This window comes from Oscillibacter sp. GMB15532, from assembly GCF_041020825.1.
GTDB lineage: Bacteria > Bacillota > Clostridia > Oscillospirales > Oscillospiraceae > Oscillibacter.
Map to the genome: position 1 here is coordinate 328,726 of NZ_JBEVTO010000001.1, position 26,739 is coordinate 355,464.

A 26,739-nucleotide genomic window follows, 5' to 3' on the forward strand; every position below is an offset into this window, starting at 1 on the left:
AAAACGGTTCAAAGAGCCCGCAGGTATAACCTGCGGGCTCTTCCCTTTCCTTGCAGCTTGGTTAATTGTTTCCTTTCGAGATTTCTCCTTGCCGGTTATCGACGCTTGCGCTGTGGCTCATTGAACGGAGCAACCCAAAGGCAATTAAAGCGGTTAGCCCTTCACTCAGGGAATGACACAGCCAAATGACTTCGCTGCCAAACATCATTGGCAAAAGCATAATCAAGATTGGCGGGCACACGATACTGCGCGCCAGAGAAACGGCCAATGCTCTTTTCGTGCACTGTGTCGACTGCCAATAAGTAATCATCAAAATATTGTATCCTGCCAGGAAAAATCCGCAGAAATAGTAAAGGCTTTTGCTCTGCATGAAGTCAATCAACTGCATGTCTTCCGGATTGAAGATCGCGAAAAAGTGGCGGGAGAACAGCACGATCAACAGATAACACAGGATTCCAACGCCTAAAAATATCTTGGCTGCAAAACGCCGCATCTCCTGACTTCTTTCCGTTTCACCTGTGCCTGTAAGGTAGCTGAAAACAGGCTGCAAGCCCTCGGCCATTCCCAAAAAAATCGTGAGAATCATCAGCATCAGGTATCCAATCACGAGATAGGCTGCAAGGCCGATTTCTCCGTACCCATGCTTTACAATAGCAAAGTTATAAACAAATGTCACAATACCGACGGTAAACTCCATAATAAACGAGGGAAAGCCCAGCGTGAAGATGCGTTGGATATTGCAAAAGCGTATTTCCAGCTTAGCAAAGTGCAAGTTTCCCCTTTTCATCAAAAAATGCGGCAGCAGAATCAGCACGCTGAAAATGGGCCCCAGCGCCGTGGCCAGCGCCGCCCCGGCAATTCCCATATTCAGCGGGTACATGAACACATAATCCAGCACAATATTGGAAACCGAGCCGAATGCCAGCGCAAACATTGCAAGCTTCGGGCAGCCGTCGTTCCTCGCCAGCCCGCCCAGCAAAAAGCTGAACAAAAGGAACGGAGAAAAGGTGACAATGTACCACAGATAAGAAACTGCCTCGGCGTGTATCTGGGGTGTAGATCCCAGGAACGACGCAAGCGGGTGAAGAAAAAGGTTTCCCAGAATGGCCGTCAGAATTCCGATCCCCGCGGAGCAAAGGATTGCAGTATTAAAGGTCTGCACAGCTCTGCCGTTTTCATTCCGGGCAAGCTGCCCGGAAATCATAATTCCCGCACCGGATGCCACAGCCATTGAAAGGGCAATCAGGATTTCAATAAACGGCACGGATACTGCGGCGGCAGCCATAGCATCGCGGCCCAGCCGGTTGCCGATAAAAATGCCGTCCACAATTAAATAAACGGAGTTGAACAGCAACCCAATCATCTGGGGAATTGCGTACTTTACAAACAGTGTGTGCGTCTTTCCTTCATACATGGTGGAAGCCCTCCTTAAAAATAAAAAGAGGCCTGTGTTGTGTAACACAGGCCTACTACACAAAGTGAAATCCCGGCGGATTGCTTTTATTGATCTCTGCGCTTACATGGCTCTTTTGGGCAAAAAAATAAAACGCCCTGCTCTCCATTCCTTCTATGGCCTAACGGAATGGGAGTAAGACGCAAAACCCGGCGGTTATTTTTTATATAATAATACATTTCGCCTAAAAAGTCAAGACCGCATAGCCAGAAGCAATGAAAAGATCGAATGCTCAACACGTTGCCGCCGCGATCGGCGCGAGGCAGCAGGGCGTTTTAAAACACACAAAGTGAGGAGCCCCCTCATAAAAGGGGACTCCTCATTTTTGCATTTGCTCCTCTTTCTCCAGCAACGCATATGCGGCCTTTCGAGCTCTTGTCAGTGCCATGCGAATGCTGCTCGGTTTGATTCCAAGCTCCTGCGCCAATTCATCCATGGGCCTTTCAAGTATGTAGTACCCTTCCAGTATGTATCTGCTTCGTTCGTCCAGCTTGGACCAAACGCGGGACAGCTGCGCCAATTCTTCCTCTTTCACAAGGTAGCGTTCCGCCAAGTGATCGTCATTTCTAAAATCCGAAGTATCCATGTAATCCTCGTAAGACAATTCCTTTGGGCGTTTGCTGTCACGCAAATAATTCAGCGCGGTGTTATGGGCGGTGGAAATAAGATAGTTGACGCGCTGATCCCGACTTTGGCTTCGTAGCAACGGTATCTTATCGATGAGTCTCACCCATGTAATTTGATAAATTTCATCAACATCCCAGCAGTCTGTCGTAATTTTTCGAACAGTGCTGTATATAATCCGCTCGTAAGCCTTAACGAGGTCCGACATAAATGCGCGGTCGTCATCATCCTCAATGACCAGAATGCACTGCGGTATCATCAATGCTCCTTCTTATTGCAGCGGTTGATCGCTATATGGAATTCCATCTCGTCCATAATGAGAATCAAAGCATCTTTCCGAGCTGCATCTAATTGTTTTAATGTACAAATAAATTCACCGATTGTTTTTCTTTCTGCGATTATCTCCTTGAAAACATCCGGAGACAAATTGCTTTCACAGCGCCCAAGCAGATAATCGGTAGTCACATGGAAATAGTCAGCCAGATTTATCAGTTTCTCCAAGTCCGGGAAGTGAACACCCTTTTCATAATTTGAAATGGTGCCGATGGATACGTGAAGTTTATCTGCTAACTCACGCTGCGTCATTTTCCTGTCTTGACGCAGTTCAGCCAACAATTCCCCCAATTTAGCCATATCATTCGCTCCCATCAAATAAGTGTCTATATTATATGTTACCTGTGAAAAAATGGGATAAAATATTAAGATAACAATAATATTTTTTTACAGCTGTCTATGTGTTTTAGTATAACTAAAACACATAGACAGCTGTTTGTATCAAAATACTCCTACACCCTTTTTCACATGTTGCAAAATCTTAGCCCTGGCGTCTCCTTGTTTGTCTAACGGAGAAAAGGTTGTATAATGGAGGCGACTTACTGTGATGATATTTAACTTGCAAGAATCTTCCGATCAGGACTTTATAGACAAGTTCAGCCGGGACTATGAGCGACTTATGTTTTTTACCGTAAAAAAGTATACATCCAATTTATCTGATCAAGAGGATATCGTGCAGGACGCTTTACTAAAACTGATGAATAAAGTTTCCGTTATCCGTCCGTTGCCCTGTTACATTTTAGCCGGATATGTTGTCTCTACAATTAGAAATACAGCGATCAATTACTTGAAACGGCAGGGACGTGAGCAGGGTCGTTGCGGAAGTCTGGAGGATAAGCCTTTTGTTGGGGGCGAATCACCGTCGCTGGACGAACTGTTGATTCTTGCGGAGCAGCGTGAGGGCCTCTTGGAACGATGGAAGGATTTGCCCGAGAAGGACCGAGTTCTCTTGGAAGGAAAGTATATTTTGGACTACACGGATGAAGAATTGGCGGCGCGGCTAAACTGCAAGGCATGCAATATTCGGATGCGGTTGAGCAGAGCCCGCCGTAGAGCGATGAAATTATTGATTGAATGGGAAGAAGGCGCAGAATTATGACAAGACAGGAGCAATTGCGGGAGCGGTATGAAGACGCTCTCTTCGCGCTTATGATGGACCAGGTAGCAATCTCTGAGGGAAAAAAGGCGCTGGAAGAAAATGAGCGTTTGAAGAATGACCCCTCCGCAGAGGTACCGGAGGCTGTGTCCATGCGATGCCAACGGATGATTCGACAGCATTTTGCAACAAACACAGCCCGTAAAGCAGGAAAGTTTACGGCGAAAATTTTTGGCAAAATTGCAATGGCCGCCGGTATTGCGGCCATGCTTTTTACAAGCGCTTTCGCCGTATCAGAGACAGTGCGAATTAACACGCTCAATTTAGTCGTTGAGGTTTTTGAGGAAAACACGGATTTCTATTTTGCAAAGAGTTCGACTTCCGCTGATGATAGCCAAATTACAGCAGGCTGGCTGCCATCTGGTTATGTGCTGGAGGATCAGGGAAAGGACGAATTAGGACGTTGGTGTATCTTTAGGAAGTCGGAAAATGAATACATCTATGTGATGTATACCTCGGGAAATGGCTCTGTACTAAGTGCAGACACAGAAAGCGCAGAGACAGAAGGCGTGCAAATTAATGGGATACAAGCCACGCTTATAAAGAAGGACAGTGAATTACAGCTTGCGTGGGGAACAAAAGATCAAGCCGCGTTTATCCAAATCATTGGCACAGGGATAACAGGTGAAGACCTGATTCATATGGCAAATAAATTAAAATTTTAAAAATGATGTTGCATATTTTTAAATCTTGTGTCTCCTATTTGAGCAAATCCCCAAATATAAATTAGGAGGAAATTCAAATGAGAAAGAAATCAATTCGCGCAACGGTTTTCATGCTTTTACTCGTCAGCCTATTTTCAGCGAACCTAGTAAGCGCAGGGGCCACACAGATTGGGCTTATGTACACCGGCGTTTCAAGTTTAACCTCCGGCTTAACCATCTCTACCAGCGGCGCAGCAACCTGCGGTGGTAGAGCGAGTGTGCGGAGCGGGTATACGGTTGATCTAACCGTTGAACTGAAACAGGATGGCTCAACGATTAAGACCTGGACTTCATCGGGAACTAGTATTGTGAGTGCCGGCGGTACTTACTACGTCGCGTCAGGACACAGCTATGTAGTCACAACGACCGCCGCAGTCTACGACTCTAACGACCATCTGGTTGAAAATCCCGACAAGGATTCTCTGGTTACTTACTACTAAAATTCAAAAAAGAGGCGGGCACTCTTTTTTCACAGAGAGTACCCGCCTTTTTTATTTGTCGCAACGCGTCATAAATTAAGATGCGTTGCGATAAACAGCAGGAGGTCGTAGATTGAACTATTTTATAGAAATGACTGCTTTGTCCATAACATGGAAGCGGGCAGGTTCAGATTGCTTTGCAGGCAATCGCCGGGTTTTGCCTTAAAATCCTCAATGCGCATCGGTGATTGTCGTTGTATTGCCCAACACAAACCGCTTTCCGTTCATGATGATGGAATCAGATCAAATTTAGGAGGAAAGCATTATGCGAGAATTACCAATTACAACTCGTACTATACAAACGGAGGACAATCGCCGTCTTACGCTCCGATATATTCTTTTGGTGGAGGAAACGGCGGAGGGGCTGGAAAATTTCGGGGTAAAAATTACAGAAGCAGAGAACGAAACCAATGCTACCGCGCCCAATCTGACTATGAACACTCAGAAAATCTACGGCCTGATCGGGACGTTGGCGCGATGCACTGTCACGCCCACCGGACTCATGGACGTGCTGGCAGACTGGCTATGACGTCTTATGAACACCGCAATGTCAGCGAGAATTCTAGTTAGAAGAATATCCCACCAGAGCCGAGGCAGTGGGATGGGGAAGGACAGCAAGAATGTTGGAACGGCGCTGTTCCATCCTACGGCCTGACTTCAGGGAGGAACCCATCGCTTTTACAATTTGGGATGCGAACCGAGTGGTGGAAAATTCCCAAAACCACGCAAAAAGGGATTGCAGGCAAGCGGTTCGCATCCTATTTAGAATCCTAAAAAAATTATAAAAAAACCACGAAATCATACAATTTCGTGGTTTATCTGGTGGAGACGAAGAGGATCGAACTCTCGACCTTACGGATGCGAACCGTACGCTCTCCCAGCTGAGCTACGCCCCCAAATATTTCCTGCGCAAACCGACACCGCGTCTTTCCCGCAGACTTCTTCACTGCACTCCAGTTGATTAAGACGATTCCCCGCAGGGCGGGACGATACGCCGGAATCCTCCGGAGCCAGAGACAAATGATATTATAGCATGATTTTTGGAAATGTAAAGTGTAATTTTGCGAAAATTGGGTGTAAAACGCCGCGTGGAAAATTCCGGAACGTGAACAGTCGGTAAATTGCGCCGGGAAACGTGAAGAAACACTACCAAACCGAAAAAATATATGATATACTGCTATAATTGAGTTAAAAAGAGTTTTGGCCCGGACGGGGCAGCGGGAAGGAGGCGGACCCATTGAAAAACAAGCTGAGATGTATGACCGCAGTCTCGCTTTTATTGGTTCTCTGCCTCTTTTTGAGTGGCTGCGCCGGACTGAAGCCGGAAACTGCGGAGGACCTTTACAGCCTGCCCAGTCTTCCTGCCGAATACCGGGAGCTGGAGGCCAGCATCAACGCCCTGATTGAAGAGGGCGCGGAATATGCGGCCCCCACCTCCGGGTCTAACATCCAGCCGGTGCAGCTTGTGGATCTGGACGGAGACGGGCAAGAGGAAGCCCTTGCCTTTATGCGCAAGCCCAATGAGGAAAAGCCTCTGAAAATCTATATCTTCAGCGCCAGCAACGGAAGCTATCACCCCTCCGCCGTGATTGAGGGCAGCGGCAGCGCCATCTTCAGCATCGTATACAGCGATTTTGACGGAGATGGCTACACGGAGATGGCGGTGGGCTGGAAAACTGCCTCCGAGATGCAGGCGCTGACCATTTACGCCCTGCGTGGCGATCAGCCCGAGGAGCTGCTGCGCACCACCTATGTCAAATATGTCCTGACCGATCTGGATGCAGACGGCCGCAGTGAACTTGTAGCCTTCCGGGCGGACACGGAGGGCATGGGCGTTGCCGAGCGGTATGTCTGGCAGGACGGGACCATGGCGCTGAAATCCTCCTGTAAAATATCCGTTACCATGGCGGAGCTGAGCAATCTGGGCCGGGTAGTCTCCGGCGCCTTGCAGGACGGGACGCCGGCTCTGTTTGTGGTGGGTGTGTCGGATTCCACCACCGCCATCACCGATATTCTGATAGACCGTGACGGGGAGCTGGACAACATTGTGCTCTCCGACATTACCGGCATGTCCACCGAAATCGCCCGGTTCCTCTCCCTCTACCCCACGGATATCAACGGCGACAAAACCACTGAGGCGCCGGTTCCGGCGCTGATTGCCATGTCCGAGGGCGGACAGGGGTATTACCGCATCGAGTGGCGGGGCTACGATAGTTCAGGCGCCTCCACCCGGGTGGCGTCCACCTACCATGATGTGGAGGACGGCTGGTATCTGGTCCTGCCGGAGAGCTGGCTGAATCAGGTAACGGTCCGGAGGGACTCCGGTCCGGAGGAGGCCACCGTGACCTTCTCCTACCGCGACGACACCGGGACGCGGGAATTTTTGAAAATCAGCGCCGTCACCGGAAGCAGCCGGGAGATTAAGGCCGTGCGGGGCGGGCGGTTCATTCTCAGCCGCCGGGCCGAAACGGTTTACTCCGCGGAGCTGTTGACGGAGGCCAGCAACGCCTGGCCATTGAGCATGACGGAGGACGAGCTGCGCACAGCCTTCAGCCTGATCACCGGAGAATGGCTGGCGGGAGACAACTGAGAACACCGGGAAAGGACGGAGCACTCATGAAAAAAGTTCTGGTACTGGAAGACGAGTCCAGCATCCGCGATTTCATCGTCATTAATCTGCGCCGGGCGGGCTACGACGCCATCGAGGCGGAAACGGGCGAGGAAGCCATGGATCGTCTGCGGGAAAATCCGGACGTGACCGTGGCGCTTTTGGACATTATGCTGCCGGGAATCGACGGGTTTGAGGTCTGCCGCCGGATTCGGGCCACCAACACGAAAATCGGCATTATCATGCTCACCGCACGCACGCAGGAGATGGATAAGGTGACAGGCCTGATGACCGGGGCCGACGACTATGTGACAAAGCCCTTCTCCCCCGCCGAGCTTACCGCTCGGGTGGACGCCCTGTTCCGCAGGGCGGGAGGTGAGGACCCCGCTCCCGCGGGAGAGCTGAACCAGCCGCCCTTTCTGCTGAACACCCGAAACCGCACGCTGGAGAAAAACGGCAAGCGCATCAAGCTGACGCAGGTGGAGTATTCCATCGTGAAGATGTTTATGGAGAATCCCGGAAAGGCCCTGAGCCGGGAGGAGATTTTGGACACGGTCTGGGGCCGGGACTATTTCGCGGAGCTGAAAATCGTGGATGTGAACATCCGGCGGCTCCGTCTGAAAATTGAGGACGACGTGGCAAACCCCGCGTTTATCACCACCATCTGGGGCTACGGCTACAAGTGGGGCCTGTGACGCCGCGCGGAAGATAAAACGGAAAAAGAGGGCGGAGCACCATGCCGAAGACAGGCGGAAGTATGCGAAAAAAATATCTGCACATCGGCGGACTGCGCCAGCGGTGGATTCTCAACACCATTATGCCGGTACTTGCCCTGCTGGTGCTGATTGTGACGCTGTTTTCCGCCGGCGTTGCCAGCTATTATTACGGTGGGATGCAGCGGGGCCTGGAAATTCGGGCACAGGAAGCGGCGGACTCCTTCAACAGCTATTTTATGAACAGCTACGCCGAGTACTATCAGATGGCGGTGTACTCTACCGATTCCTTTGAGGACAAGGACCGTATTGAATTGCAGTTCATCAGTCCCAGCGGGCGGATTCAGGCCTCCAGCTATGGGCTTACCGTAGGAACCTCTCCCAAAACCGCCGACATTCCCGATGCGGTTTCCACAGGGGAAAAGGCCGTGTTTCAGGGCGAGGACCCCGCCACGGGAGAGCGCATCCTTTCCGTGTCCTATCCGCTGATGTTCAACAGCCGGGTCGTGGGCGTACTGCGGCTGGTGACAGCGCTGCGGGACGTGGACCGGCAGGTGCTTTTGTCCGTACTGGCAGTGTTTTTGATCGCGGCAGTCTGCATGTCTATGGTGGTGGTTTCAAATCTCCTGTTCATTAACCGGGTGGTAGAGCCGGTGGCGGTGGTTTCCGACGCGGCAAAGCGGATTTCTGCCGGAGGCTATGGGCTTCAAATTGAAAACAGGTACACCGACGAGCTGGGCGAACTGGTGAATAACATCAATGACATGTCTCTGAAAATCGGGCGAAACGAGAAAATGAAAACGGAGTTTATTTCCTCCGTATCCCACGAGCTGCGCACTCCCCTCACCGCCATCAACGGCTGGGGCGAGACAATTTTGGCGGACGCCTCCGGCGACCCCGCGCAGCTTCGCAAGGGCATCCGCATCATTTTGCGGGAGGCCCGTCGCCTGAGCACCATGGTGGAGGAGCTTTTGGAGTTCTCTAAAATGGAAGACGGGCGCTTTACCCTGCGGGTGGAAGCGGACGTGGATCTTCGCAGCGAATTTGAGGACGCAATTTTTACCTATCGTGAGCTGTTCCGTCAGGAGGACATTGAGCTGGACTACGACGCAGACGGCGAGGACCTCCCTCCCATCTCCGCAGACCCGGAGCGGCTGAAGCAGGTGTTTTGCAACGTGCTGGACAATGCCGCCAAGCACGGCGGCTCCGGCAAGCGGATTGCCGCCTCCGTGGCTCTTGAAAACGAATACGAGGTAGTCCGGGTCCGGGACTTTGGCCCCGGCATTCCAGAGGCGGAGCTGCCCTACGTGAAGCAGAAATTTTACAAAGGCTCCTCCAAAGCCCGGGGCAGCGGCATTGGCCTTGCGGTGTGCAATGAGATCGTCACCCTGCACAGCGGAAAGTTCGACATTGCCAACGCGCAGGGCGGCGGCACGGTGGTGTCAATCTTCCTGCCAATCGGAAACTGAAAAACCCGTCCTTGCCGTCCGCCGTCTTTTGCGGCGGGCGCGTGGACGTCTTTGCCGCCAGATCACGCGGGCGGCAAAAATATTGTAGAACAAACGTTGCATTTCCATAAATCTTGTGCTATTCTAAGTAACTAGAAAGGACCACACATGGCAGAAAACAACTCCTGCGCCTTCCGCACCAGCATCGGCGGACAGGCTTTGATCGAGGGCATTTTGATGCGCGGGCCTGAAAAGCAGGCCATTGTCGTGCGGGATCACGAAGGAAATTTGGTGGAAAAGGTGGAGGAGCTCCACCTCATCAAGGAGCGGCACCCGTTTTTGGGCTGGCCGCTGGTGCGGGGCACCGTGAACTTTTTGGACTCCATGGTCAAGGGTGTGAAGGCCCTGATGTACTCCGCAGATTTTTACCCGGAGGACGAGGCGGCAAAGCCGTCCAAATTTGATCTGTGGCTGGAAAAGCATTTGTCCAGCAAAAAGCTGGAGGCTATGCTGGTGGCGGTGGCCACCGTGGTGGGTGTTGGAATGTCTCTCCTGCTGTTTCTGGTGCTGCCCACGTTTATCACCGGCGGGATTCTGCACTTTTTCCCCGGCTTCCCCCTGTGGGGGCGCAACGTGGTGGAAGGCGTTCTGAAAATTATTATCTTCATGATTTATCTGGTTGGCTGTTCAAAAATGAAGGATATCTACCGGGTATTTCAGTACCATGGCGCGGAGCACAAAACCATTTTCTGTTATGAAGCGGGCCTGCCCTTGACGGTGGAAAACGTCCGCATTCAGCCCCGGCACCATCCCCGCTGCGGCACAAGCTTTCTCTTTGTGGTGATTTTTGTGTCCATTCTCATTTCCTCCGCGGTGTTCGGTATCTGGCCAATCACCAATGTGTGGCTGCGGACACTGGTGCACCTGCTGCTTTTGCCGCTGGTGGTAGGCATTACCTATGAGTTTAACCGCTGGGTGGGCCGCAGCAGCTCCGGCCTTGCAAAGGCCCTGACTGCTCCGGGCATGTGGATGCAAAACTTCACCACCAACGAGCCGGAGGACTCTATGATTGAGTGCGCCATCCGCTCGCTGGAGCTGGTTTTGCCCAACGAAAAAGGGCAGGACGAATGGTAAGCACAGCTTTTTAAAAAGGATGAAGCAAACGTGACCAAGACCTATAACAATTTATACATGGACCTTCGTGCCGGTTTGAAAGCCGCCGGGGTGGAAATGGCCACGCTGGAGGCCCGGGAGCTGACGTGCTTTGCCACCGGCAAAAGCCGGGAAGAACTGGTGCGGGACGGGGCGCTGTACGCCTCGCCGGAGCTGGAGCAGCGGGCCCACGACCTGCTGGCCCGGCGGCTCGCGGGAGAACCGGTAGCATATCTTGTGGGCGAGTGGGAATTTTTTGGCCTGAGCCTGGACATCTCCCCCGCCGTACTGATTCCCCGGACGGACACGGAGGTGCTGGCCGCGCAGGCCATGGAGTTCTGCGGCGCGCTTTCTGAGTGCCGGGTGCTGGATTTGTGCGCCGGCAGCGGCTGCGTCGGCCTTGCCATCGGCTGCCGGGTCCCTCAGGCCCGGGTGGTGCTGGGCGAGCTGAGCGAGGCGGCGCTGAAAATCTGCCGCCAGAACGTGAGGCGCTGCGGCTTGTCCGGAAGAGCCGTCTCCATGCAAATAGACGCGCGGCAAAAGCCCTCCCCCGCTCTGGGGGAGTTTCACTGCATCGTGTCCAATCCCCCCTATATCCCCGCTGGGGACATTCCTTCGCTGGACGCGGCGGTGCGGGACTATGAACCCCATCTTGCGCTGGACGGCGGCGCGGACGGACTGGACTTTTACCGTGACATTGTAGAGCGGTGGCGGCAGGCGCTGGCCCCCGGCGGGCGGCTGTACTTTGAGGTGGGCATCGGGCAGGCGGACAGCGTTCTGCGCATCATGCGCACCGCGGGCTTTGGGGACATTCAGGTGGTGAAGGACACGAACGGCATTCCCCGGGTAGTGTTTGGAACGCTGTGCGCAGAGATTTAAGCCGTATCCGTAGCCGCCCCGTGCCAATGGGCGCCTGATTGAGCGCATGAAGAGAGTTTTTACAGCACCGTCCGAAAAATAAGGAGGAAGAAGACTATGGCAAAAGATAAAGCAGCCGCATCCTCGCTGCCGGATAAGAAGGCGGAAATCGCCTCGGACAAGGATCAGGCCATTAAAAGCGCCATCGCCCAGATTGAGAAGGCCTATGGTAAAGGCTCCATCATGCGGCTGGGCGACCGGTCCAATCTGGAGATTGACACCGTGCCCACCGGGTCGCTGGCGCTGGATCTGGCGCTGGGCGTGGGGGGACTGCCCCGGGGCCGCATTATTGAGATTTACGGGCCGGAATCCTCCGGCAAAACCACGCTGGCTCTCCATGTGGTGGCGCAGGCCCAGAAGAAGGGCGGCGAGGTGGCCTTTGTGGACGCAGAGCACGCGCTGGACCCCACCTATGCCCGCGCCCTTGGAGTTGACATTGAAAATATGCTGATTTCCCAGCCGGACACCGGCGAACAAGCGCTGGAAATCACCGAAGCGCTGGTGCGCTCCGGCGCCATTGACGTAGTGGTGGTGGACAGCGTGGCCGCGCTGGTCCCCCGTGCGGAAATCGAAGGCGACATGGGCGACAGCTACGTGGGCCTTCAGGCCAGGCTGATGAGTCAGGCCCTGCGCAAGCTCACCGGTGCCATCGGCAAAACCAACTGCATCGTCATCTTTATTAACCAGCTCCGGGAAAAGGTGGGCGTTACTTACGGAAATCCCGAGGTCACCACCGGTGGCCGGGCGCTGAAATTCTACTCCTCCATCCGCATCGACGTGCGCCGCATCGAGGCTCTGAAAAACGGCACAGAGTTGATCGGTAACCGTACCCGGGCCAAGGTGGTAAAGAACAAAATGGCCCCCCCGTTCCGGGAGGCGGAGTTCGACATCATGTACGGCGAGGGCATTTCCCGCAGCGGAGAACTGATTGATTTGGGAATCAAGCTGGACTTGGTGCAAAAGTCCGGGTCTTGGTTCTCCATGGGGGAAACCCGCATCGGTCAGGGCCGGGACACTGCCAAAAACTACCTTCGGGATAACCCGGAGGTGATGGAAAAGCTGGAAGCGGATATCCGCGCCAACTTTGACAAGCTGCTCACCGGCCAGTCCCGCGTGGCAGCCAAGGCGGCGGGCCGGGCCGTGGATGTGGACGCGGACGATTTCAACGATGAAACTTGACCGTTTAGAGCGGTCTAAGCACGTTTCCGGACGGGTTCTTGTGTTTCTGGAGGATGGGACGCTTCTGAAAGTCACGGAGCAGGAGCTGCTGGACTTTGGCCTGCGGGCCGGAGACGAGCTGGACGAGGAGACGCTGGAACGGCTGAAGTCCTCCGCCTCCGGCTCCGATGCAAAGGCCCGGGCAGCGGAGCTGATCGGGCGGCGGGCCATGTCCCGTCGGGATTTGGAGCGGAAGCTGACGGAAAAGGGCGCGTCACAGACGGAGGCACGCTACGCCGCCGAATGGCTGGAAGCCATCGGCGCGCTGGATGATGGGGAGTATGCCGCCCTTCTGGTGCGCCACTGTGCGGAAAAGGGCTACGGTCCCGCCCGCTACCGGGATGAGCTGTATAAACACGGCGTTCCCCGGGAGCTGTGGGAGGACGCGATGGCCTCGGCCCCAGACCCTGAGACACTTGTGGCGGCGTATTTGCAAGACCGCTTTCGCAAGGGTCCCCCGGACGAGCGGGAGCGGCGGCGGGCCGCCGACGCGCTGGCCCGCCGGGGCTTTGGCTGGAGCGACGTGAGAACCGGACTGTCCGCTTGGGCAGAACTCCCGGACGATTCCTGAGTATTCCTTTTAAAAAGGCATTGTCTGCGCCAAAACAGGCCGGAGTTGTTTTAAAAAACTTTACGAATGCAAAAGCTCTGTAAAAACAGGCAAGTCCGCATTGTAACAATCAGGCCGCGTCAAAACCATCAGGACACACTGGGCCGCGCTCTTGGCGCGGCCCGCAAATCGAAACCCATGCAATGGAGGAGCTATTTTGAAGTACAGTGTTGCGTTTATTTCCCTTGGCTGCGCAAAAAATCAGGTGAACTGCGAGCAAATGATGGCCACCGTCACCGCGGCGGGCCACACCGTTGCCGCCGCGCCGGAGGGCGCGGATGTGGCGGTGGTAAACACCTGCGGCTTTCTGGCCTCTGCCTGTGAGGAGGCCATTGACAACATTCTGGAGATGGGTGCGCTGAAAAAGGCGGGAAAGGTCCAAAAAATTCTCGTCACCGGCTGCATGGCCCAGCGGTATCAGGAGGATGTGCTGGGCGAACTGCCGGAGGTGGACGGCGTTCTGGGCACCGGAAGCTACGGCGACGTGGCCTTTGCTGTGGATGCCGTGATGGCCGGGGAGCGGCCCTGCCGCTTTGGCAGCATCCATACGGCGGAGCAGGAGGGAACCCGTGTTCTCTCCACTCCCGGCTGGTACGCGTATCTGCGGATTGCAGAGGGCTGCGACAACCGCTGCGCCTACTGCGTCATTCCCTCTTTGCGGGGAAAATACCGCAGCCGCCCCATGAAGCACCTTCTGGAGGAGGCCCGGGACCTGGCGGACCGGGGCGTGAAAGAGCTCATCGTCATTGCGCAGGACATCACCCGGTACGGCACGGACCTGACGGGAACGCACCAGCTCGCCCCCCTGCTGCGGGAGCTGTGCAAGCTGGACTTCCACTGGATTCGGCTTCATTACCTCTACCCCGATGAAATCGACGACGAGCTGATGGAGGTCATCGCTGCTGAGCCGAAAATTCTTAAGTATATTGACCTGCCCATCCAGCACTGCAACGACAGAATTTTAAAGGCCATGAACCGCAGGGACACCAAGGCAGCCATGCTGTCCCTGCTAAACAAGCTGCGGGCGCGCATCCCCGGACTGGTGCTGCGCACCAGCATCATCGCGGGACTGCCCCTGGAGGACGACGCGGCTTTTGAGGAGCTTTGCGAATTTCTGCGGGAGACGAAAATTGAGCGGGCGGGCGTGTTCCCCTTCTCTCCCGAGGAGGGAACTCCTGCCGCTAAAATGGACCATGTAGACGAGGCAGAGGCCCGCCGCCGGGCAGAACTGCTGGTGGATGTACAATCCGACGTGATCGACGGATACAACGAATCCGTCCTCGGCTCCGTGCGGGAGGTGCTGTGCGAGGGCTTTGACCCCCAAGCCCAGCGCTATTACGGGCGCAGCTATGCCGAGTCCCCGGATATTGACGGGCGCATCTGGTTTGACGCGGACGAGGCCCGTCCCGGAGAATTTGTAAACGTCCGCCTCACCGGCACCACGGACGGCGAGCTGACCGGAGAAAAGGAGTGAGCCACGGTGAATTTGCCGAATAAGCTGACCCTGCTGCGCATTTTGCTGATTCCGGTGTTTATGGGGGTGCTGTACTGGGGCTTTCCCGGCGCGAATTACGCGGCACTAGTGATTTTCATCCTGGCAAGCCTCACGGATTTGCTGGACGGCCACATCGCCCGGTCCAGAAACCTCGTCACGGACTTCGGCAAATTTGCGGACCCTCTGGCGGACAAAATGCTGGTCACAGCGGCCATGCTTTGGTTCGTGGAAATCGGGCAGATGCCCGCATGGGCGCTGCTGATTGTCATTTGCCGTGAATTTGCCGTCAGTGGGCTGAGAATGCTGGCGTCCGACGCGGGGCGGGTCATCGCCGCCGGCTGGTCCGGCAAGGTGAAAACCGCCGCCACCATGGTGTGTCTCGTGCTGATGTTTTTGCCCATCCCAAAGGTGCTGAACACCGCGTGCGTGTGGGTGATTGTTGTGACCACCCTGTATTCCGGCGTGGAGTATTTTACCAAGAATAAGGACGTATTTCGGTCCATGTGAGTAAAGGGTCGGGGGTTTCAACTTTGTTGAAACCCCCGACCCTTTTTGCGTTTCTACACAGAAGCTTCCGAAGCTGCCCCGTGGAAATGAGCCGTTTTAAAAGGAGCACGGGCGCACTTGCGCCCACTGGCACGCTTTTACGCCCCGGGTATGGGGGATGCAGCAACGGTAAAAGTGGAGGGCTTTTTATCTGGGACGGATAGTTCCTTTGCGCGACAGCGGGAGAACATAAACAGACTTTCCCAGGAGGAGGCAAACGGACCTTTATCAAGGAGATACCAGCCTCCATTCACCGGCGAGAACAAGAAAGCCCTGTCCCTCTGAAAATTTGCGACAGCACTTCCCCCGCCGAAAGAGTGGCAACTCCCTCCGGGTCGGTGATCACGCCCCCGTCAAGCGCCCAGCGGAACACGCCGCCGGAAAACGCCGTATAAACCTCCCACGGCTTTCTAACCGGCGCGTAGCGTGTGTACCACGCGGGGCAGCGCCGCATCACCATTTCTGCCAAAGCCAGCGCTTCGCAGCAGCCGGTATCACCGGGCGACAAGGCGCTGAGCTGAACGCCCCCTCCCGGGCAGCCCGCCCGGCTGTCGGAAGGCGTGGAGTGGGCCAGAAGAACGCTGCCGTCACCGCAGGTCCCCATGCACAGCCAGACGTGCCCCTTTATGCCGCAAATGTCCCCGGGACGAAGCGAATTTTCCTCCCCGATTTCTGTCAGACCGCCCCAGCCCCGGCGGGCAAAGTCCCCGGCCATGGCCGCAGAGGAGCACACATAACCGGGAAGGCTGTCCCGGTCATGGAGGGTGTTGTACACCGTCCAGCCCAAATAGCCGGAGCAGTCCAGCCCCGCGTAGTAATAGACGTTTTCACCCAATACAGGATAATAGTCCCGATAAAAATAGCACTTGTTCTGCGCCCTGAAAAACGCGCACCACTCGGGCGCAAGCCCGATGTGGACCGCCTGAGGGCCCGCGCCGGTATCCTCCCGGTTCCAGCCGCCGCCGTAGACATACAGCGCACCCCCCATGGGGGCTAAGGCAGTTGTCAGCAGATTTTTCAGCGTCCGCAGACCGGGGATTGCCCCGGAAGGGCATCCCGTTTTTTGTACATCGGAAAGCGGGGTTTTCATTCGGTTCTCCTCCTCCCCGGCGAGACAGTTTCGCCCGGCTGTTTGGATGTATGCGAAAAAAACCGCTTTCATGCCGCCCGGGAAGGAATGGAACATGTGCATAAACAGGCAAAATGCAGGGGGCTGCGGAATTTATTTCCGCAGCCCCCGATCTTCTCTCCGCCCGCAATGCCTGTGCAGGCCTGCACCATCACATCGAACCAGGCAGGCTTGCAGGTTCTTTCCAATCCGCCTACGGCCGGAGGGACTTTCTCTTGTCAGCCCTTCCAGAGGACGGCCTCTCCCGCCCGCAAAGACGCGGGCACATCGATGATCCGCTGATTGGCGCTGCCCCGGAAGCGCAGGGAGATGTCCTTCAGTGACTGCACAAACTCCCCATCCACCAACACATCGGTGAGCGCCAGTAGTTCGTCCGTTGCCTCGCAGCGGGCGCGGCTCTCCCCCGTCAGCTCTTCCCATGTGTAGCCGGAAAAGGCCCACACGGTTTTCCCGGGGCGCTCTGCCCGGACCCTGCGGATAAAGGGCAGCAGCGCGCGCTGGTTTTCCGGCTCAAAAGGCTCGCCCCCCAGCAGCGTCAGTCCCGCCACATAGGACGGCTCCAGCGCCCGGAGCACCAGCTCCTCCGTCTCTCCGGTAAAAAGCCTTCCGTATTGAAAATCCTGCGCCTCAGAGTTAAAGCAGCCGGGGCAGCCATGGGTACAGCCGGAAACGAACAGGCTGACCCGCACCCCTACGCCGTTGGCAATGTCGCAGGTTTTGATATTGGCATAATTCATGGCATCCCTCGAAAAGTCCCGCCGGAGAACCTCCGGCGGGCTTTTTTTCGTTGATTTACAGATGGAGCACCCGCTCCCGAATCTCTTGGGTCCGGCCCTGATTCCAGAACTGGGTCCCGATATAGCCGCAGGTCCGCCGGGCCACGTTCAGCTTGCTCTGGTCCCGGCTGCCGCACTTGGGGCACTCCCAAACCAGCTTGCCGTCGTCCTCCACAATGGAGATTTCCCCGTCGTAGCCGCAAGTCTGGCAATAGTCGCTCTTGGTGTTCAGCTCGGCGTACATAATGTGGTCGTAGATATACTCCATCACGCTCAACACCGCGGGGATGTTGTCCTGCATGTTGGGGACCTCCACATAGCTGATGGCTCCGCCGGGGGACAGCGCCTGGAACTGAGATTCAAACTCCAGCTTGTCAAACGCGTTGATCTCCTCGGACACATGGACGTGATAGCTGTTGGTGATATAGGCCTTGTCCGTCACGCCGGGAACGATGCCGAACCGCTTTTGCAAACACTTGGCAAACCGGTAGGTGGTGGATTCCAGCGGCGTTCCGTACAGGGAGAAGTCGATGTTCTCCTTTGCCTTCCACGCAGCGGTGGCTTCATTGAGCCGACGCATGATGGAAAGCGCAAAGGGCGTGGCTTCCGGGTCGGTGTGGGATCTCCCGGTCATGTACTTCACGCACTCGTAAAGCCCTGCGTAACCCAGAGACAGGGTGGAATACCCGCCGTAAAGCAGCTTGTCGATGGTTTCTCCCTTATTCAGTCGGGCCAACGCGCCGTACTGCCACAAAATGGGGGCCGCATCGGAGAGAGTGCCCTTGAGCCGCTTGTGGCGGCACATCAGCGCCCGGTAACAAAGCTCCAGTCTCTCAGAGAAAATCTCCTCAAACCGGGCCATGTCTCCATTAGAGGACAGGGCCACATCCACCAGATTGATGGTGACCACGCCCTGATTGAACCGACCGTAATACTTGGGGCTTCCCGTCTCGGGGTCCACATAGGGTGTGAGGAACGAACGGCAGCCCATGCAGGTATAGCAGTGCCCCTCTCCATTTTTATCAACCTTGTTCTGAAGCATGACCTTTTCGGAGATATAGTCCGGCACCATCCGCTTGGCGGTGCATCTGGCCGCCATCTCCGTCAGATAGTAATAGGGTGTTCCGGGGCGGACATTGTCCTCCTCCAGCACATAAATAAGCTTTGGAAATGCCGGGGTGATCCACACCCCCGCCTCGTTTTTCACGCCCTGATACCGCTGGGTCAGCGTTTCTTCGATAATCACCGACAAATCCCGCTTGGTCTGGGGATCGGACACCTCGCCCAGATACATGAACACCGTCACAAACGGGGCCTGCCCGTTGGTGGTCAGCAGCGTCACCACCTGATACTGGATGGTCTGCACTCCCCGGCGGATTTCCGCGCGAAGACGCTTTTCCACAATCCGGTTCAAAACCTCTCCCTCGGGGTGGCCGCCCATGGCGGCGGCCTCCGCCAGCACGTCACCCCGGATTTTCTCCCGGGAAACCTGCACGAAGGGAGCCAGATGGGCAAGGGAAATGGACTGCCCGCCATACTGGCTGGAGGCCACCTGGGCAATAATCTGGGTGGCGATGTTGCAGGCGGTGGAAAAGCTGTGGGGCTTTTCAATCAGCGTGCCGGAAATCACCGTACCGTTTTGCAGCATGTCCTCCAGATTCACAAGATCACAGTTGTGCATGTGCTGGGCGTAATAGTCCATGTCGTGGAAATGAATCACGCCCTCCTCGTGGGCCTGCACCACTTCCGTCGGCAGCAGCAGGCGCTTGGTGATGTCCTTGGACACCTCGCCCGCCATATAGTCCCGCTGGACGGAGTTCACCGTGGGATTTTTATTGGAGTTTTCCTGCATAACCTCCTCGTTGTTGCACTCGATGAGGCTGAGAATCTGATTGTCGGTGGTGTTGGCGGCCCGGGCCAGCGTCCGGGTATAACGATAACGGATATAGCGCTTCGCCGTTTCATAGGCACTGTGGCGCATCAGCTCTGTCTCCACCAGTTCCTGAATTTCCTCCACATTCAGCGTCCGGCCAACCTTCTCCGCAGTAGTCTCCACATTCAGCGCGATCTGCTGCACCTGTGCGTGGGACAGCTCCGGCGTCTGCCCGCCTGCAAAGTTCGACTTTTCCACCGCCGCTGCGATTTTTTCCCGGTCAAAGCCCGCTTCACTGCCGTTTCTTTTGATAATTTTCATGATGTTTCTGCCGCTCCCTTTTGTCGAAAAGCCAAAATAGTTCTTCCCAACTTACTTTTATGTCAACCAAACGGTTTTATAACAACCACATTATATAGTGTGTCATCCCATTTTGCAATACCCTATTTAGTATTTTCTTCGAAAATTTCCACAGTCTTCTGTTCCGTCTGCACTTCGGCAAAGCGGCGGTCTGCCCTGTGCTTGGCCCAGAGGTAGCAGAGCACATGGATTAAAAGGGTCACTATCCATGAGACGGGATAGGACCAGTAGACACACTCCGGCGTGTGATACGCCGGAATCTGAAAGACCGTGGCAACCCACACAAGACGCAGGACGCAGGCCCCCATCAGCGACACCATCATGGGCATCACGGAGTAGCCAATGCCCCGCAGAGCACCCACCATCGTGTCCATCATGCCGCAGATAAAATAGGTCCCGCAGATAATGCCAAGGCGCACAAAGCCAGCCTCCACCACCGCCGGGTCCCCGGAGTAGATTCCAAGCAACAGCCGGCCCCCCTGCCACGCGCCCACGCCCAGCACCAGTCCCGTGGCCGTTACACAGCCCAGCCCCGTCAGCAAAATGCGGTTGACCCGGTCCAGCCGTCCCGCACCCACGTTCTGGCTGGTAAAGGACAGCGTCGCCTGATACACCGCGTTCATCGCCACGTATACAAATCCCTCGATATTGCTGGAGGCAGCGCTGCCCGCCATGACAATCTCCCCCAGAGAGTTGACGGAGGACTGAATGACCACGTTGGACAGCGAAAAAATGATGCCCTGCACTCCGGCGGGCAGACCCACCCGCAAGATGCCCACAAGCTGCTCCTTGTGAAATCGCAGCGCCCGCAGGTCCAGATGAAAGCTCCCCGTCTCCCGCATCAGGCAGGAAACCACCAGCGCCGCGGAAATGCACTGGGACACCACGGTGGCAATCGCCACGCCCGCCACGTCCAAATGAAACACGATCACCAGCAGCAGGTTCAAAACCACATTCACCACGCCGGCCAGCAGCAGGTAATACAAGGGACGGCGGGTATCTCCCTTGGAGCGCAGAAGGCCCGCGCCGAAGTTATAGAGCATCAGGGCGGGCATCCCCAAAAAGTAGATCCGCAGATACAGCACCGCCAGATCCAAAACGGCGGGAGGCGTCTGCATCCAGACCAGCACCTGCCGCGCCATGGCGACGCCCACCACAATCAGCACCATACCGCTGCAAAATGCCAAAAGCATAGCCGTGTGGACCGCCCGATGGAGCTCCCGCTCCCGCTTTGCCCCGAAATATCGGGCCGCCAGCACGTTTGCGCCCACGGAAAGCCCGACAAACAAATTTGTCAGCAGATTGATCAGCGCCGCGTTGGACCCCACCGCCGCCATAGAATTATCCCCGGAAAACTGCCCTACCACAATCACGTCCGCCGCGTTGAACAGCAGTTGGAGTACGCCGGAGGCCATCAACGGCACGGCAAAGCGCAGCATTTTTTTCAAGATTGGCCCGCTGCACATATCAATTTCATAAGCCTTCGACTTTAACATAGGGTTTGCCGTCTCCTCATTTTCATGCTTTTGCATGGTGTTCCCGCAAAATTCGCGGCGGCAAAGGCTGCCGCCGCGAGTTGCAGTGATGCTATTTATCAATCATCAGGTTCCATTCGCCAGCGCATCCAGCGTTTTTCTCAAATCCTCCGGGTCATAGGGCTTGCGCACAAAGCCTCTGGCACCCAGACGCAGGGCCTTTTCCTCGCTGTCCAAATTATCCGCCTGGGAAAGCACCAGCACCGGAATATCCCGCAGAGCCGGGTCCTGCGCCTTCTTTTGCAGAAATTCGTACCCGTCCATAATGGGCATGATGATATCCAACAGCACCACGCCAACGTCTTCCCCGCTGCGCAGAGCATCCAGCCCCGCCTTGCCGTTGGACGCCTCCAGAATGCTGTATTGGTGAGAGAGCATCTTCTCCAGCACCAGTTGGTTCACCCGGTTGTCCTCCACAATTAGGAGCTTGCGGCAAGTACGGCAGCCCAATACCCGCTGCTGCCGGGGCGGCCCGAGCTCCTCGCTGGGGACGGCAGCGGGCACCATGCAGCCAAACTCGGCAGGCAGCTTCAACCGGGAAATATCCCGAAACAGCGCCAAAAACAGCTTGCGGCTGTCCTTGCGCCCCATGTAGCAGACGCTGACCATCAGGCTTTTGATCCGGTAGGAATCCATATACCGCCGGATGACCAGCTCCTGCCGTTCTCCCGTTTCCGAAGCGGCGTCCATGGCCATTAGAAACGCGGGACGGTCCCGCTCCTCCAGCCAGTCGGTAATCAGCTGCCCGCTGCGGAACAAAAGCTCGGGAGAGCTCTCCATCAGACGGTAATACCCGTCGTTCACGCTGAGAATCTCCGCCGCGTCGCCAAACTGCTCGAACATGGCCGCCGCGTCCATCCTCCCCCGCATCATCCTGTCATAGGCCTTTACCGCGTCCCACACCGCCCGGGTGTCCGCCGTTTTGTCAAAAATCCGGGGCCGTTCGGGAGCGAAAGTCGACCGGTATCGCTTCAGCAGGGAAAAAAAGTCGTCCTTCGGGACAGGGCGGGAGAAATAGTACCCCTGCACCCGGTCACAGCCGATGGAGCGCAGATAATCCACATGGGTCTGTGTCTCCGCCCCCTCCGCCACCACGCTCATCTCCAGCCACTTGGCCATGCGCACGATGCTGCTGACCACGCAGTTGGTCCGCTCGTCGCTGCCAACGCTGCGGATAAAGCCCATGTCCAGCTTCAAAGACGACACCGTCATATTCATCAGCATATTCAAAGAGGAGTAGCCGTTGCCAAAATCGTCAATCAAAACGGCAAAGCCCGCTGCGTTGAGCTGCCGTGTCAAATCCAGCATCTGACCCGGGTCCTCCATATAGACGCTCTCCGTCACCTCAATCCGAAAGACGGCGGGGTTCACATCGTACTTTTTTGCAAGTCCTGTCAGCAGCCCGCAGATATCCGCGCTGTAAATATCCAGCCGCGACATGTTGGCGGAAATGGTCACGTCGGGATAGCCCGCCGCCTTCAGCTCCGCCAGATACTGAAACACCTGCTCCCAGACATACTGGTCCAGTCGGTTGATAAAGCCGTTTTTTTCAAGGATGGAGATAAATTGATTGGGGAGAATCAGCCCCCGCTTGGGGTGATCCCAGCGCACCAGTGCCTCCGCCGACACGGGCGCGTTGGACGACAGGCTGAAAATCGGTTGAAGATACACCTGAAACTGCCCCTGCTCCAGCGCCTCATACATCCCGGAGGCCACCTCCTGCTCCCACAGCAGGCTCCGGCGCAGCTCCTCATCATAGAGCGCCACGCTCTTGTCGCTGCGGCCGGAAACGGTTTCCTGCGCGATTTGCGCGCGGTCACACAGCTCCACCACCGGAAGCGTGGGATCGTCGATTTCATAGACGCCGCAGCACAAATGCAACGCGTATTTCAGGTGCAGCCGCCGCATCAGATCGGCGCCCAGCCGGTTAAACCGGGAAAGCTCCAGTTCCTCCGTGCGGCACAGCATCACAAACCGGTCCCCACCCACGCGGCCCACGTGAATCACGCCCCGCATCGCGGACAGCTTTGCCGCCAGATTCCGCAAAAGCTGGTCGCCCGTGGCCCTGCCGAAAAGATCGTTGAACACCTTGAAGCGGTCCATGTTTAAAAAGATGATGGACAGCGACCTCGGCCGATTATCCTGTTCCATCTCCGCCAGCGTGTCCCGTGCCTTTTTTAAAAACGGTTCCCACTGCAAAACGCCGGTCAGCGGGTCCAAATCCCGATCTCTCCAGAAAAGATTCACCAGATTCTGCACCTGGCAGGCGAGAATATCCGGCTCTCTGGACTCCTCAAAAAACGCGGCGGCGCCAAGGCTCAGCGCCTTCAGCTCGTCCTCCGCCGTCCCCATGGCAACCACGGGAATCGACTTGAGCAGCCGGTTCGTATGAAGAAAGTGCATCACATCAAACCCGCTGAACTCAAACAGGCGGCATTGCAGCACAATCGCGGCAAAATCCTGCCGCGTCCGCAGGATGTCCACCGCCATTTCCCCGTCCAGCGCGGACGTGACGCAAAACGTGCCATGCAGGACCCCGGCAGTCTGCTGACGGCGCTCTCCATCCCCGTCCACCAGAAGAATTTTCTGTTTCTTCCGCGTGTCCTTCACGTCTCTCCCTCTCCTCCGGCGGGACGAAACCGCCCCGTTTTCTTATCTGCCCACCGCATCAAATGTCCGGCGGCCAAGCCCAGCGCCAAACCCAGCGACGCGCCGGCCAGCACATCGCTGGGCCAGTGCACATATAAATACAGCCGTGAAAAAGCAATCAGGGCCGCCAAAACCAAGACGGGCCCCAACAGTCTGCCGCGCTTCTCCGACAGCAGAGCGCCCACCGCGGCAAAGGACGCCGCCGCGTGCCCGGAGGGAAACGACCAGTCCTGCGGCCGGGAAATCAAAAGTGTTACCGCCGGATTCACGTCGCAGGGCCGCACCCGGGCAATCAGCGGCTTGAGAATCCCGTTGCAAAGCAGCACATCTAAAAGCAGCGCCAGCGCCAAAACCGCGCCGGTACGCCGATATCTCCGCATAAAAAGCAAAATTGCCGCCAGCGCAATCCAGATTTCTCCGTGATTGCACAGCGCGCTGATCAGCGGCATCAACCCGTCCAGAAGCTCCGTCCGGCAATTCTCCTGTATCCAGTTTAAAACGCCGAATTCCAGCTCCCTCACCCGCACACCTCTCCCATACGGCCGGCGCAAAATCGGCTGCGCCGGAAAGCTTTCAAAGCCCCCGTACAAAGCAATGTCGTCCACTGTGGCCATTGTACCATCTGCTTCCAATTTTGAAAAGGATTATTTATGCGCAATTCCACCAAAGTCAAACGAGTTTCAATTGCTTTGCCCTAAATTCCACCAATTTTTATGTTTTGCACAAAAATGCAAAAAAAATTTGGGAATACAGTTGACATCCCCTTCATATCGTGATAGGATACCTCAAAATTGGATCGCTCAGATAGAGGCGCGAGGTCCATCAGTACCGTGAGTAAGTCGGCAGGCAGCCGCCGCGGGAAAGGGGACGTCGCCGAAGGATTTTGGAGCTGCCTGCTCCAAGACACCTGGGCCGGCGGGGAATACCCGACGGACTGTCACATTTTTTGTGAAGCGCTATCATGGCTGAATCGGGCAGTTCTGCCTGCTTTTTCCACGGGTCGCTTTGCGTCAAAGCGGCCCGTTTTTTGTCGTTCTCCTTTGCGGCGTGGGGAGAGGGATATTCAGTGCCCGCCGCCACAAAATACCATTGGTTGAGTTGAAAGGAAGGATCTTTTATGAAGAAGTTTTTTGCTCTTGTTCTGGCTCTGGCCATGACTGCGTCTCTTGCCGCCTGCGGCGGCTCTGCCCCGGCGGCCTCCGGCTCCGGTGCGGCTGCCGGTTCCTCCGCGTCCTCCGCCGACGGCGCGGTCCCCTCCGGCGTGGAGGACGGGGTGCTGACCGTGGCCATGGAGTGCGGCTACGCGCCCTACAACTGGTCCCAGCCGGATGACTCCAACGACGCTGTTCCCATCCGGGACACCAGTGAATACGCCAACGGCTACGACGTGATGATGGCCAAAAAGCTCTGCGAGGCCAACGGCTGGGAGCTGGAAATTGTCCGGCTGGAGTGGGAATCTCTGGTACCCGCCGTTCAGTCCGGCGCCGTGGACGCGGTGATCGCGGGCCAGTCCATGACCGCCGAGCGGGCGGAGCAGGTGGACTTTGCAGGCCCCTATCTGTACGCCTCCATCATATGCCTGACCAAGGCAAACAGTGCCTTTGCAAACGCCAAGGGCATCAGCGACCTTGCCGGCGGCTCCTGCACCAGCCAGCAGGGCACCATTTGGTATGAAACCTGCCTGCCCCAGATTGAAGGGGCCGATATCCGCACGGCTGCGGAATCCGCCCCCGCCATGCTGATGGCGCTGGAAACCGGCGCGGTGGACTTTGTGTGCACCGATATGCCCACCGCACAGGGCGCGATGGTGGCCTATCCCGATTTCAAGCTGCTGGACTTCTCCGGCTCCGGTGACGACTTTGAAGTGTCCGACGAGGACGTGAACATCGGCATCTCCGTCATGAAGGGCAACACCGTGCTGAAGGACGCCATGAACTCCGTCCTCTCCGGCATGACTGCCGACGATTTCAACGACCTGATGGCGCAGGCCGTGGCGGTGCAGCCCATCGGGGCCTGAGCCTCCCTGTCCGGGCGCGCCCGCTGAATACTGAGAGAACGAGGGAACCATTATGGACTGGTCAAGATTTCCACAACTGGCCGCCGACATTACCGACCTCTGGGCCAAATACGGCACGGTGAGCTATCTGGGCGGCATCCGCCGCACGCTGATTCTGGCCGTGGTGGCCACGTTAATCGGCTGCGTCATCGGGCTTGGCTGCGGTATTTTGCAGACCATTCCCAGCGCCAAATCCGACCACCCCGTCAAGCGGCTGGGTCTGGGATTGGTGCGGGTGCTGCTGCGCATTTATATCGAGGTTTTCAGGGGCACGCCCATGATTTTGCAGGCAGTGTTCATTTACTACGGCCTGCCCTATTTCACCAACAACTCTCTCCGCTTTGAGGGTATCTGGACCGTGGCGATTCTGGTGGTATCCGTCAATACCGGCGCATATATGGCCGAGTCCGTCCGGGGCGGCATTCTCTCCATCGATCCCGGCCAGACGGAGGGGGCCAAGGCCATCGGCATGACCCACTTCCAAACCATGCTGGGGGTCATTCTGCCCCAGGCCCTGCGGAACATCATGCCCCAGATTGGCAACAACCTGATTATCAACATCAAGGACACCTCCGTGATGTTCATTATCGGCTTTACCGATTTTTTTGCCGCCCACAAGGCGATTTCCGGGGCCACCTTCACGTATTTTCCCTCCGCCACCATCGAAATGGCGGGCTATCTCACCATGACCCTTGCGGCTTCTTTCCTGCTGCGGTGGGTGGAGCGGCGGATGGACGGGTCCGACAGCTACGAGCTGGTACAGACCGATTCTCTGACCATGACCGCCGGAACCTACAACCACCCCGGCAAGGGCAGCAATTTTGACGAGCACAGCAAGGAATACCGGAAAAATTCCAAGCAGTCCTCCAAAAAGCGGAACTTGACCGAGAGAGGAGAGATCTGA

General features: G+C 56.2%; 24 protein-coding genes, 1 tRNA gene and 1 riboswitch. Of the genes, 15 read left to right on the plus strand and 10 right to left on the minus strand.

Features of this window, described 5'->3' with window-relative positions:
* Positions 1 to 61: 61 nt before the first annotated feature.
* The 3 genes from ABVS15_RS01500 to ABVS15_RS01510 form a co-directional block, all read right to left on the minus strand.
* Positions 62 to 1,414, minus strand: a complete 1,353-nt coding sequence (locus ABVS15_RS01500; protein WP_369282023.1) for an MATE family efflux transporter — start codon at positions 1,412 to 1,414, stop codon at positions 62 to 64.
* Between the two features lie 358 nt (positions 1,415 to 1,772).
* The gene (locus tag ABVS15_RS01505) at positions 1,773 to 2,336 is read right to left on the minus strand and encodes an RNA polymerase sigma factor (protein ID WP_369282024.1); all 564 of its coding nucleotides are present in this window, start codon (positions 2,334 to 2,336) and stop codon (positions 1,773 to 1,775) included.
* On the minus strand, positions 2,336 to 2,710 hold the full coding sequence (locus ABVS15_RS01510) for a helix-turn-helix domain-containing protein (protein WP_369282025.1): 375 nt from the start codon (positions 2,708 to 2,710) through the stop codon (positions 2,336 to 2,338). Before ABVS15_RS01510 ends, ABVS15_RS01505 begins: the two co-directional genes overlap by 1 nt.
* Positions 2,711 to 2,957: 247 nt before the next feature.
* Between ABVS15_RS01510 and ABVS15_RS01515 the strand changes: the two genes are divergently transcribed.
* The 4 genes from ABVS15_RS01515 to ABVS15_RS01530 all read left to right on the plus strand — a co-directional run bounded on the left by ABVS15_RS01515 (position 2,958) and on the right by ABVS15_RS01530 (position 5,278).
* The gene (locus ABVS15_RS01515; RefSeq protein ID WP_369282201.1) at positions 2,958 to 3,509 is read left to right on the plus strand and encodes an RNA polymerase sigma factor; all 552 of its coding nucleotides are present in this window, start codon (positions 2,958 to 2,960) and stop codon (positions 3,507 to 3,509) included.
* On the plus strand, positions 3,506 to 4,231 hold the full coding sequence (locus ABVS15_RS01520) for a DUF4367 domain-containing protein (protein WP_369282026.1): 726 nt from the start codon (positions 3,506 to 3,508) through the stop codon (positions 4,229 to 4,231). Before ABVS15_RS01515 ends, ABVS15_RS01520 begins: the two co-directional genes overlap by 4 nt.
* A gap of 347 nt (positions 4,232 to 4,578) precedes the next feature.
* The gene (locus ABVS15_RS01525; RefSeq protein WP_369282027.1) at positions 4,579 to 4,710 is read left to right on the plus strand and encodes a hypothetical protein; all 132 of its coding nucleotides are present in this window, start codon (positions 4,579 to 4,581) and stop codon (positions 4,708 to 4,710) included.
* A 304-nt stretch (positions 4,711 to 5,014) separates the two neighbouring features.
* The gene (locus tag ABVS15_RS01530) at positions 5,015 to 5,278 is read left to right on the plus strand and encodes a DUF6514 family protein (RefSeq protein WP_369282028.1); all 264 of its coding nucleotides are present in this window, start codon (positions 5,015 to 5,017) and stop codon (positions 5,276 to 5,278) included.
* A gap of 291 nt (positions 5,279 to 5,569) precedes the next feature.
* Here ABVS15_RS01530 and ABVS15_RS01535 read toward each other — a convergent pair.
* A tRNA-Ala gene (locus ABVS15_RS01535) sits at positions 5,570 to 5,645 on the minus strand.
* A 341-nt stretch (positions 5,646 to 5,986) separates the two neighbouring features.
* Here ABVS15_RS01535 and ABVS15_RS01540 point away from each other — a divergent pair.
* The 9 genes from ABVS15_RS01540 (at position 5,987) to pgsA (ending at position 15,418) form a co-directional block, all read left to right on the plus strand.
* On the plus strand, positions 5,987 to 7,339 hold the full coding sequence (locus ABVS15_RS01540; protein WP_369282029.1) for an FG-GAP repeat domain-containing protein: 1,353 nt from the start codon (positions 5,987 to 5,989) through the stop codon (positions 7,337 to 7,339).
* Positions 7,340 to 7,365: 26 nt separating this feature from the next.
* On the plus strand, positions 7,366 to 8,052 hold the full coding sequence (locus tag ABVS15_RS01545) for a response regulator transcription factor (RefSeq protein ID WP_312634910.1): 687 nt from the start codon (positions 7,366 to 7,368) through the stop codon (positions 8,050 to 8,052).
* Positions 8,053 to 8,093: 41 nt separating this feature from the next.
* Positions 8,094 to 9,539: an ATP-binding protein gene (locus tag ABVS15_RS01550; protein ID WP_369282030.1), complete on the plus strand. Its 1,446-nt coding sequence runs from the start codon at positions 8,094 to 8,096 to the stop codon at positions 9,537 to 9,539.
* Between the two features lie 147 nt (positions 9,540 to 9,686).
* Positions 9,687 to 10,652: a DUF1385 domain-containing protein gene (locus ABVS15_RS01555; RefSeq protein WP_369282031.1), complete on the plus strand. Its 966-nt coding sequence runs from the start codon at positions 9,687 to 9,689 to the stop codon at positions 10,650 to 10,652.
* A gap of 30 nt (positions 10,653 to 10,682) precedes the next feature.
* Positions 10,683 to 11,549 (plus strand): peptide chain release factor N(5)-glutamine methyltransferase, encoded by an 867-nt coding sequence (gene prmC, locus ABVS15_RS01560; protein ID WP_369282032.1) that lies wholly within the window; start codon positions 10,683 to 10,685, stop codon positions 11,547 to 11,549.
* 96 nt (positions 11,550 to 11,645) lie between these two features.
* Positions 11,646 to 12,767 carry a recombinase RecA gene (gene recA / locus ABVS15_RS01565; RefSeq protein WP_369282033.1) on the plus strand — a complete coding sequence of 374 codons (1,122 nt, stop codon included), beginning with the start codon at positions 11,646 to 11,648 and terminating at the stop codon, positions 12,765 to 12,767.
* On the plus strand, positions 12,757 to 13,377 hold the full coding sequence (locus ABVS15_RS01570) for a regulatory protein RecX (RefSeq protein ID WP_369282034.1): 621 nt from the start codon (positions 12,757 to 12,759) through the stop codon (positions 13,375 to 13,377). The genes recA and ABVS15_RS01570 overlap by 11 nt, the downstream gene beginning before the upstream one ends.
* A 196-nt stretch (positions 13,378 to 13,573) precedes the next feature.
* Positions 13,574 to 14,890: a 30S ribosomal protein S12 methylthiotransferase RimO gene (gene rimO, locus ABVS15_RS01575; RefSeq protein ID WP_369282035.1), complete on the plus strand. Its 1,317-nt coding sequence runs from the start codon at positions 13,574 to 13,576 to the stop codon at positions 14,888 to 14,890.
* Between the two features lie 6 nt (positions 14,891 to 14,896).
* Positions 14,897 to 15,418 (plus strand): CDP-diacylglycerol--glycerol-3-phosphate 3-phosphatidyltransferase, encoded by a 522-nt coding sequence (gene pgsA / locus ABVS15_RS01580; RefSeq protein ID WP_369282036.1) that lies wholly within the window; start codon positions 14,897 to 14,899, stop codon positions 15,416 to 15,418.
* 289 nt (positions 15,419 to 15,707) lie between these two features.
* Here the strand turns inward: pgsA and ABVS15_RS01585 are convergent, their stop codons facing one another.
* The 6 genes from ABVS15_RS01585 to ABVS15_RS01610 all read right to left on the minus strand — a co-directional run bounded on the left by ABVS15_RS01585 (position 15,708) and on the right by ABVS15_RS01610 (position 24,300).
* The gene (locus tag ABVS15_RS01585; RefSeq protein ID WP_369282037.1) at positions 15,708 to 16,547 is read right to left on the minus strand and encodes a hypothetical protein; all 840 of its coding nucleotides are present in this window, start codon (positions 16,545 to 16,547) and stop codon (positions 15,708 to 15,710) included.
* 257 nt (positions 16,548 to 16,804) lie between these two features.
* A complete protein-coding gene (nrdG, locus tag ABVS15_RS01590) occupies positions 16,805 to 17,323 on the minus strand; it encodes an anaerobic ribonucleoside-triphosphate reductase activating protein (RefSeq protein ID WP_369282038.1) in 519 nt (172 codons plus the stop codon).
* Positions 17,324 to 17,378: 55 nt separating this feature from the next.
* Complete coding sequence (gene nrdD / locus ABVS15_RS01595; protein WP_369282039.1) at positions 17,379 to 19,556, minus strand: anaerobic ribonucleoside-triphosphate reductase; 2,178 nt, start codon at positions 19,554 to 19,556, stop codon at positions 17,379 to 17,381.
* A 122-nt stretch (positions 19,557 to 19,678) separates the two neighbouring features.
* Positions 19,679 to 21,091 (minus strand): MATE family efflux transporter, encoded by a 1,413-nt coding sequence (locus ABVS15_RS01600; protein WP_369282040.1) that lies wholly within the window; start codon positions 21,089 to 21,091, stop codon positions 19,679 to 19,681.
* A 105-nt stretch (positions 21,092 to 21,196) separates the two neighbouring features.
* Positions 21,197 to 23,740, minus strand: coding sequence for an EAL domain-containing protein (locus ABVS15_RS01605; protein ID WP_369282041.1), 2,544 nt, complete (start codon positions 23,738 to 23,740; stop codon positions 21,197 to 21,199).
* Positions 23,737 to 24,300: a phosphatase PAP2 family protein gene (locus ABVS15_RS01610; protein ID WP_369282042.1), complete on the minus strand. Its 564-nt coding sequence runs from the start codon at positions 24,298 to 24,300 to the stop codon at positions 23,737 to 23,739. Before ABVS15_RS01610 ends, ABVS15_RS01605 begins: the two co-directional genes overlap by 4 nt.
* A gap of 276 nt (positions 24,301 to 24,576) precedes the next feature.
* A riboswitch (Lysine riboswitch) is annotated at positions 24,577 to 24,746 on the plus strand.
* A gap of 150 nt (positions 24,747 to 24,896) precedes the next feature.
* Between ABVS15_RS01610 and ABVS15_RS01615 the strand changes: the two genes are divergently transcribed.
* Complete coding sequence (locus tag ABVS15_RS01615; RefSeq protein WP_369282043.1) at positions 24,897 to 25,796, plus strand: transporter substrate-binding domain-containing protein; 900 nt, start codon at positions 24,897 to 24,899, stop codon at positions 25,794 to 25,796.
* Between the two features lie 52 nt (positions 25,797 to 25,848).
* A complete protein-coding gene (locus tag ABVS15_RS01620; RefSeq protein WP_369282044.1) occupies positions 25,849 to 26,739 on the plus strand; it encodes an amino acid ABC transporter permease in 891 nt (296 codons plus the stop codon).